The sequence below is a fragment of the Bradyrhizobium sp. Kon10 genome (assembly GCF_055807395.1).
Genome location: NZ_JBVVOZ010000069.1, coordinates 1 through 7347, shown reverse-complemented (window position 1 = coordinate 7347; position 7347 = coordinate 1). Strand labels below are relative to the sequence as shown.

Genomic DNA, 7347 nt, shown 5'->3' with positions numbered 1-7347 from the left:
CTCACCTTCAGCTACACGGTCGCGGCAGGCCAGACCACGTCCGATCTCGCCATCTCGTCGTTCAACCTCAACGGCGCGGTCATCAGCGACGGAGCCGGCAATGCCGCCAACCTGGCCGGTGCGGCCAACGCCAATCCCACCGGCACCCTGCAGGTCAACCCGACCACGACCACCACTGGCGTACCGAAGTACAGCCATATCGTGGTCGTCGTTGAAGAAAACCACAACTATGACCAGATCGCCGGCAATAGCCAAGCACCTTACATCAACAGCCTCATGGCCGGCGGCGCATCGCTAACCAACATGACGTCGGAGGCTCATCCAAGCCAGCCGGACTATTTCGCCCTCTATGCCGGCTCGACATTCGGTACAACCGACGACAACTCCTACAGCCTCCCGGACCCAACGCTTTACACGGTCTTGCACAACGCGGGTCTCTCGTTCACGGGCTATGTCGACGAGGGCGGGATCGGCAGTGACTTCAACCATGACCCCTGGGTTTCATTCCCCGAGGGGCGCACGGCTCAAACGGATTTCACCAGCTTCCCGGCGCTTTTTGCCAACGGCAATTATTCGAGCCTGCCGACCGTCTCGTTCGTCATTCCCAGCGTGAGTAACGACATGCACGACGGGACGATCGCCCAGGGTGATACATGGCTTCAGCAAAACCTGGGCGGCTATGCTCAGTGGGCGGTCAACAACAATTCGCTGCTGATCGTGACCTGGGACGAAAATGACGATTCGACTTCCGAGGCTGCTTCCAATCAGGTTCCAACTCTCTTGTATGGCGCCAACGTGGTCGCGGGAAACTACAGCGCCGCCTACAATCACTACAATGTTCTGAGCACGATCACTGATTCATTGGGCTTGACCGCTCCCAACAACGCCGCGACAGCGCCGCCCATTCAAGTGTTTGGGACAGCTGCCGGTGGGGCCGCGCTGGCCGCGGTGGATCAGGACGCGGGGCCCGAGGTCCCGGCACTGACCATCAGCAACACCTCGCTGACCGTGCAGGCCGGAGGATCCGTGGCGTTGGGCATTACCGCGACTCCCGTCGACTCCGACGACAAACTGTCGCTGACGATCAGCGGCTTGCCCAGTTACGAATCGATCACAGCGCCTGCCGGAAATAATATTACGAGCAGCCTTCAATCGAACGGAACCTATACCTGGTCCATTACCGAGGGCTCCTCCACGTCAGGCAATCCACTCACCGGGCTGACGCTATCGTCGAACTATACGGGCACCGACCACCCGGTCGCTACGTTCACGGTGACAGCGAGCAACACAACTTCGGGCGAAACCGCCACGTCGGTGGCGCAGACCATGCAAGTGACCGATCCTCCGGCGGCAACGTCGGGTGCGGCGGGGTCTTCATTGGCTGGCCCGAATGGCCCTTCGAGCTGGGATGGGGGGCATATCGGCCGCCTTGCAGCCATGATGGATCAATTCGCGGCGGCCGGGCTGCTCGGAGACGCCTCTGGCCCGGTCCGCCAGGCATTCAATCCGATCGGCGCCTTGCAGAATCCAGCGTTGCTGGCTGCTCCCCATTTTCACACAGGATGAGCACGGATCCGGTTTGCAGTCGTTAACTGGCTTGGCTGTGTCGAGAGCATGCAACCTCTAAAGCGAGTATCGGGGATGCGCCGTTGACTGAACACATGCCGGAGGAGTCCCTGCGGGTCGGCCACGGGCGCTGCACTTCAACGCGTCTTCTTGCGGCCCTGTCCTCAAGGATCTTGATGTTTAACACAGGCCGGCGAGGCCCATCCGTAGGCGCGACCTCGGTCGGCCTTTTGTCTCCTCCACTTGCAAAACCTGCTTCCAATGCCCGCCCATGCATGGGTGACATGAAAAGAGCCGCAGGATTTAAGTGGATCCTGCGGCGTGTCCGGGAAAATTGAATGTTTACGGAATGAGCACTTCCAGCCCCGGCTGGCAGCAATGATTCCAGAACCTGGTTCACGGATGGAGTCCAAAACGACTGTTCCGAAGCGGAACAGAAGAGGTGTTGCATCGGTGCCACGTCTTCACGTCCCAGGGAATAGAGAACTGCGCTTGGAGTTCGCGTGACGTCAATCTGAGGCTCGCCAGATGGAGCACATTCAGGTGGGGCTGCTCGGCAGAGTAATCGCTTGTTTGAATGTCTAGCCTTACGAATTGAGCACGAGCTCGGTGTGATGGAATCGATGCCCAGATCGGGTTCATACGGACACCATCCGGGGACGGACTGAGGGCAGGTAGTCAGACGTCGTCGGTGTATTCCGGCAAGTCAAATCTTTCGAGTTCGGATCTGTCAGTGTCGTCAAGACGGCTACCGCACAAACGTGACGGGAAGATTCACCCGGCAGCCCTGCTGTAAGCTGCCGGAAGCTCAAGCGATCCGCCTAAACGACTCCACCGGCCGGACCTGACGTCGAAGGTTAGTCGCCCCCAACGTCAGAAGTTTTCAATCCATGAGCGGGCTTGCCTGTGCGGAAGGCGATGCAGACGAGTGTTCGATGTTGTCTGCGCCCATTGATGTGATATGTTTTACAGACGATCCTTTTGGTGGGTCGTATGTTGGGGTAGCCTTTGTAAGCTTGTGGGTCCCCGCTATGGGCGAAATTCGCAGCTTCAGATCCGGAAATCACGGTGGGCCTCCTTCGCCTGGCGTTGGGCCTCGTCGTCTCGCGGCAATTATTGTCGGTGATATAGCATCCTACAGTCGCTTGATGCAGGTCGACGAGGAGGGCACGCATGTCCGCGTCAAGCGGATCGAGCGGGACCTCATCGAACCCAGCATCGTCGAGCATCATGGAAATCTGGTGAAGACCACAGGCGATGGTTTCATCGCCATGTTCGACAGCCCCGTCGAGGCCGTTCGATGCAGCATTGTCATCCAGCAGAACCTCGTCGGCCGCAATGCCTCGATTCCGAGGGACTCCCGGATCGAATACCGGATTGGCGTCAATCTCGGTGATGTCATCGTTGAGCCAGACGACGTCTACGGCGATGGCGTCAACATCGCGACACGCATCGAGGGCATTGCCGAACCCGGTCAGGTCTACATCTCCGGCGCGATCTACGAGCAGATCAAGCACAAGGTGGTGTGCGGCTATGAATCGCTCGGGGATCGCAAGGTCAAGAACATCACGGATCCCGTGCGCATCTATCGTGTGCTGCCGGACGTAGATGCAGTCGGCAGCACGCGTGGCCGGCGCGAGAATACTCTGATCTTTCTCCTGGGCCTCACCGTGCTGGTGATTGCCGCGGGCGTGCTCTGGTATTTGCTGGCGCAGCCGCAGGGCAGGGTGGGCCAGCAGGCCGCCACGCCGGCCGCTGCTCCGGCCGCATCGCCGATCCCGCAGCCGTCGCCGCGCGAGGTGGCGACGCAGACACCGCAACCGTCTCCGTCGCTGGCGTCGGCACCTGCGTCGCCCACTCCGGCGCCCAGCCAACCGAAAGCGGCACCGGTCCGTGAACCCGAGATCATCGCTGTTCGCGGCGGCAGCTTTGCGATGGGAAGCAACGACGATCCGACCGAACGTCCTGTCCACCAGGTCACGGTCAAGCCATTCTCGATCGGAAAATATCCGGTGACAGTGCAGGAATGGAACGAGTGCGCCGCCGCCAAGGCGTGCGGATTCACAGCCACCGGCAAGGACGATGCGCCAATTACCAATGTGAGCTGGACCGACGCACAGCAATATGTCGCCTTCCTCGTGCAAGCGACGAAGAAGCCTTACGGGCTTCCAAGCGAAGCGGAATGGGAGTATGCGGCGCGCGGCGGGACCTCGACAAAGTATTGGTGGGGCGACAAGTCCCAGCAGGGCATGGCCGGGTGCAAGGACTGCGGGGATGCCATGGCCGAGCAGCCGGCGAAAGTCGGCAGCTTCAAGCCCAATCCTTTCGGTCTCTACGATATGGGCGGCGGCGTCGACCAATGGGTCGAGGACTGCTGGCACAAGAGCTATCAGGGCGCGCCCAATGACGGTTCGGCGTGGAGCGGGGGGGACTGCAGCTCGCACGTCCTGCGCTCGGGCTCCTGGAAGAACGACTCGAGGTACGTACGGCCGTCCAACCGCGACGGTTACGATACCAATGTTCGTTACCCGACGCATGGATTCCGTGTTGCGCTCAGTCCTTAACTGCCGGAGTAGATCGATGAAAATCCTTCGCTGCGTTGCGCTGTCGGCGGTGCTCGCACTGCTCCCGGGCATGGCCTTCTCGCAGGGCAAGGCTGCTCCAAAGGACGCAAAGGTCTATTTTATCACCCCGCATGACGGGCAAAGGGTGCGCGGCGGATTCCTGGTCCGGTTCGGCCTGCGCAACATGGGCGTGACGCATGCCGGCGACGACTATCAGAACGCCGGCCACCATCATTTGCTGGTCGACGTCAACGATCCCATCGATCCAAAGGAGCCGATCGCGCAGGACAAGTCGCATCTGCATTTCGGGGCAGGACAGACCGAAACGCTTCTCGAGCTTTCGCCTGGGACACACACGCTCCAACTAGTGCTGGGCGATGCCAAGCACTATCCGTTCGAGCCGCCTGTCGTGTCGGAGAAGATCACCGTACGCGTCAAACAGCCGATTTCAGCCAAGTAAATCGCAACCCCGTCCCGGGACTGGAAGGATATCAACCGCTGGGATTGGGTAGTGCGTGCCCGCGGCCTTTTTTGCTGGTCGGAGCTTACGTGAACGGCAAGAACCGACGCGCTCTATCAGACTGCGAGCTGCAAGCCGTCTCTGGCATCAATCCAGCGAACGCCATTCAAGCCGTTCAGGCCGAGCTTGTTATCGTCGAAGCGCGCCCTGGAGGAGCTTATGCCGCCGCCTGGCTCATTGCCCGAGACCGAGTTGAGCTAGGCAGCCCGCCCTAGACACGACCTGCAGGCTGCAGCCCGTCAATTGACGTGTCTGTATCGATAATACGGCTTGATAGACGAATTGACGAGCCGTCCCTTCGACTCGGCTACCAGCAGGTCCTCGAAGACCTTAGCCGGAACAGCCCGATAGTCATACGTTGAACCGCCGGCATAACGTATGCGCGCAACGTTCGCCGCTCAAGATCATACCCTGCAGCCTCAATGCTCGACGACTGCACCCGACGCATCCGGATCGCCACCACCGGCCTCCTTCACACCTGGCCGCGTCCACCTGATATGAAATCAGCAGTCCAACCTGTCCGCCCCGCAGTCGGTTCCAACCATGGCCGCTTCAGCCACGGCCTTCAGCGGGCTTCAGCGGACGGATACAGCTCAGCTGGTTCACGCTGTCCACTCTGTGACGCTCATCACAGGCTGGCACGCGCTGCGCCCGTCGTGCAGCGCGGGTGCCATGGTCGATGTGCTGAATAGCGGCGTTTGTTTTATGCAGGGCGATACCGTCGGCCCGCCGTGGATCATCGGCTCAGATCGAGGGCAAGCGGCTTCAGTTGCTCGGCGTCGCCCGTCAGCCGTATTCGTGATGCGGTATGGTTGCGGTGATATCGATGTCTCTGCCGGCCGACTGGCGCCAAGCTGCCACCCCGAAGCACAAGGTCAGGGTGAGGGCGATGGCAAGCAGAAGCAGAGAGACGAAATGGCTCACGCGTGCATCCGCCAAATTGAAATCAGCACGAGAGCGTGCACGGAGAGTCGATTCGGAAAATGCACACGAGCTGACCTAGAGGCAGTTTTCCCCATGGTTGTAAAACGCTAGTTTCTCACTTGGCCTTCGGCCCGCCACGACTCACGCGCGCCCCATTCCTTGTCCCCTTGAGATAAAATCGGCCGTAAACATCGAGAGGTGATACGGCTGCGACGAATAGTGTTTAACCCAAGTTATGGCGGCTGGTCGGATTGTGAGGTCATGATTGTCCATTGCTGATCGCACCGATTGGAGCCCACATGATTACAGCCGCCAAATGCAGGGATCTCGCAACGCACTATAAAACCCTTTCCTCAGCCTCCAACACTTCCGAGGACCGAGCGTTCTTGTTGAGGAATATCGCCAAGAGCTTTGCGGGTGTGGCTGGTCAATTGGATCGACTTGACGCTCTGGCGAGAGACGAAGCGACCCGGAGGCTCTCCCGGGCAGGCTAGCAACCAGGCCGCCTCCCACATATTTTATTGCGTCTCACGAAAGCGCATGCACGATGGGCTCGCAGTCGACGGCAGCGCGGAGCTCGGCTCCTGTACTACGGATCAGGTGCGGACCTCCGCAGCACCGGGAGCCGATTTGACAACGTGTACCGCGCGGGCAGGGGTGGACCCTTTAGCGCGTCATCGCGTTCCCCGACGTGCTTGCGCCTCGATGCGCTGCGGGTCGGGCTTGTGTGCAATCGGCGCGGCGGTACGCCTCAGTCGCCCCAGAGCTTGCCACACGGGCATTCGAACATGTGAGTGATGTCTCCGCTGTCAGAGTCTACCATCGTTCGTACAAGCTTCATTTTCTGGCCGCAGATTCGGCAGGCTCTGCTTGAGTTGTCCTCAACAACGCAAATCTTCTCGGCGCGAAATATTTCCATGAGTCTCGCCCCCATCCGAGGTGACTTAGTGGAGATTACAAAGCTATTGAAGCGGGGAAAATGGAAGAACTAGGTACAAAGCCGCGGTGCATTTACGCCTCTACCCAGACCAAATCAAGACGCGCCAGCTATCGTGACAACCTTTTTGGGTACCTCATTTGAGGGGGCTCGCCGGTTAATGTTGGCTGGCCTCCTGCACGCGGGTGTGATGCGCATTCTGTGAAGTAGTTCACAAGCGGCCGGTGTCATCGAGCGTAGCGTGCGCGCTCCCACTGGAGGGATGCGCCATGAAAGCTAATTGGACAACCTCTCGATTGTTAGCGCTGACGGCCGTTGTTCTGGTGGCGGCTGGCACGATGATGGCAATCGGCACTTCTCGCGGAGTGACTGATCCAATGTTGGGTCCGGATTGGCAGTGCAGCCGAACCTTGCTGCTCGTGACTGCTTGTTCTCACTCGAGGATCGTGTCCCGTGGCGTGGTGTAGCTGGCGGTGGATCACCGCGTTCGCCGGCGAGAGCCGGGCTGGTCAGCTGGCGATAGCCGTGAGGCTGACGCTCGGATCATCGCTCAACGGCGCGATGGTTTCCAGGGTCATGTAACGGGCGCGCTGGACGGCCCATTCGTCGTTCTGTTCGAGCAGGATCGCGCCGATGAGGCGAACGATGGCGTCCTCGTTGGGGAAGATGCCGACCACTTCGGTGCGCCGCTTGATCTCGCCGTTGAGGCGCTCGATCGGGTTGGTCGAGTGCAGCTTGGTCCGGTGCTGCGGCGGGAACGTCATGTAGGCCAGCACGTCGGTCTCGGCCTCGTCGAGGAAGCCGGCCAGCTTCGGCAGCTTTGGCCGGAGCTGGTC

6 protein-coding genes are annotated in these 7347 nt (G+C 60.1%); 3 read left to right on the top strand and 3 right to left on the bottom strand.

The genetic code is table 11. From position 1 onward, the window contains the following. From AC0L2O_RS35895 to AC0L2O_RS35885, 3 genes are all read left to right on the top strand, one after another. A partial coding sequence (locus AC0L2O_RS35895; protein ID WP_473373084.1) for an alkaline phosphatase family protein occupies positions 1-1566 on the top strand: 1566 nt, incomplete at its 5' end. A 1031-nt stretch (positions 1567-2597) separates the two neighbouring features. After that, positions 2598-4130 (top strand): SUMF1/EgtB/PvdO family nonheme iron enzyme, encoded by a 1533-nt coding sequence (locus tag AC0L2O_RS35890; RefSeq protein ID WP_473373083.1) that lies wholly within the window; start codon positions 2598-2600, stop codon positions 4128-4130. 16 nt (positions 4131-4146) lie between these two features. Then, positions 4147-4590 (top strand): DUF4399 domain-containing protein, encoded by a 444-nt coding sequence (locus tag AC0L2O_RS35885; RefSeq protein WP_473373082.1) that lies wholly within the window; start codon positions 4147-4149, stop codon positions 4588-4590. Between the two features lie 299 nt (positions 4591-4889). Here AC0L2O_RS35885 and AC0L2O_RS35880 read toward each other — a convergent pair whose 3' ends face one another. The 3 genes from AC0L2O_RS35880 to AC0L2O_RS35870 all read right to left on the bottom strand — a co-directional run. Continuing rightward, positions 4890-5030 carry a KTSC domain-containing protein gene (locus tag AC0L2O_RS35880; protein ID WP_473373085.1) on the bottom strand — a complete coding sequence of 47 codons (141 nt, stop codon included), beginning with the start codon at positions 5028-5030 and terminating at the stop codon, positions 4890-4892. Positions 5031-5436: 406 nt separating this feature from the next. Continuing rightward, positions 5437-5574, bottom strand: coding sequence for a hypothetical protein (locus AC0L2O_RS35875; RefSeq protein ID WP_473373081.1), 138 nt, complete (start codon positions 5572-5574; stop codon positions 5437-5439). A gap of 1446 nt (positions 5575-7020) precedes the next feature. Then, positions 7021-7347, bottom strand: a 327-nt coding sequence (locus tag AC0L2O_RS35870) for a transposase (RefSeq protein ID WP_473373014.1), incomplete at its 5' end; no start/stop codon positions are given.

What these genes read in the sequence shown, in the direction of transcription:
- AC0L2O_RS35885 (WP_473373082.1), top strand. Translation starts at nt 4,147, where the DNA reads ATGAAAATCCTTCGCTGCGTTGCGCTGTCGGCGGTGCTCGCACTGCTC.
- AC0L2O_RS35890 (WP_473373083.1), top strand. Translation starts at nt 2,598, where the DNA reads ATGGGCGAAATTCGCAGCTTCAGATCCGGAAATCACGGTGGGCCTCCT.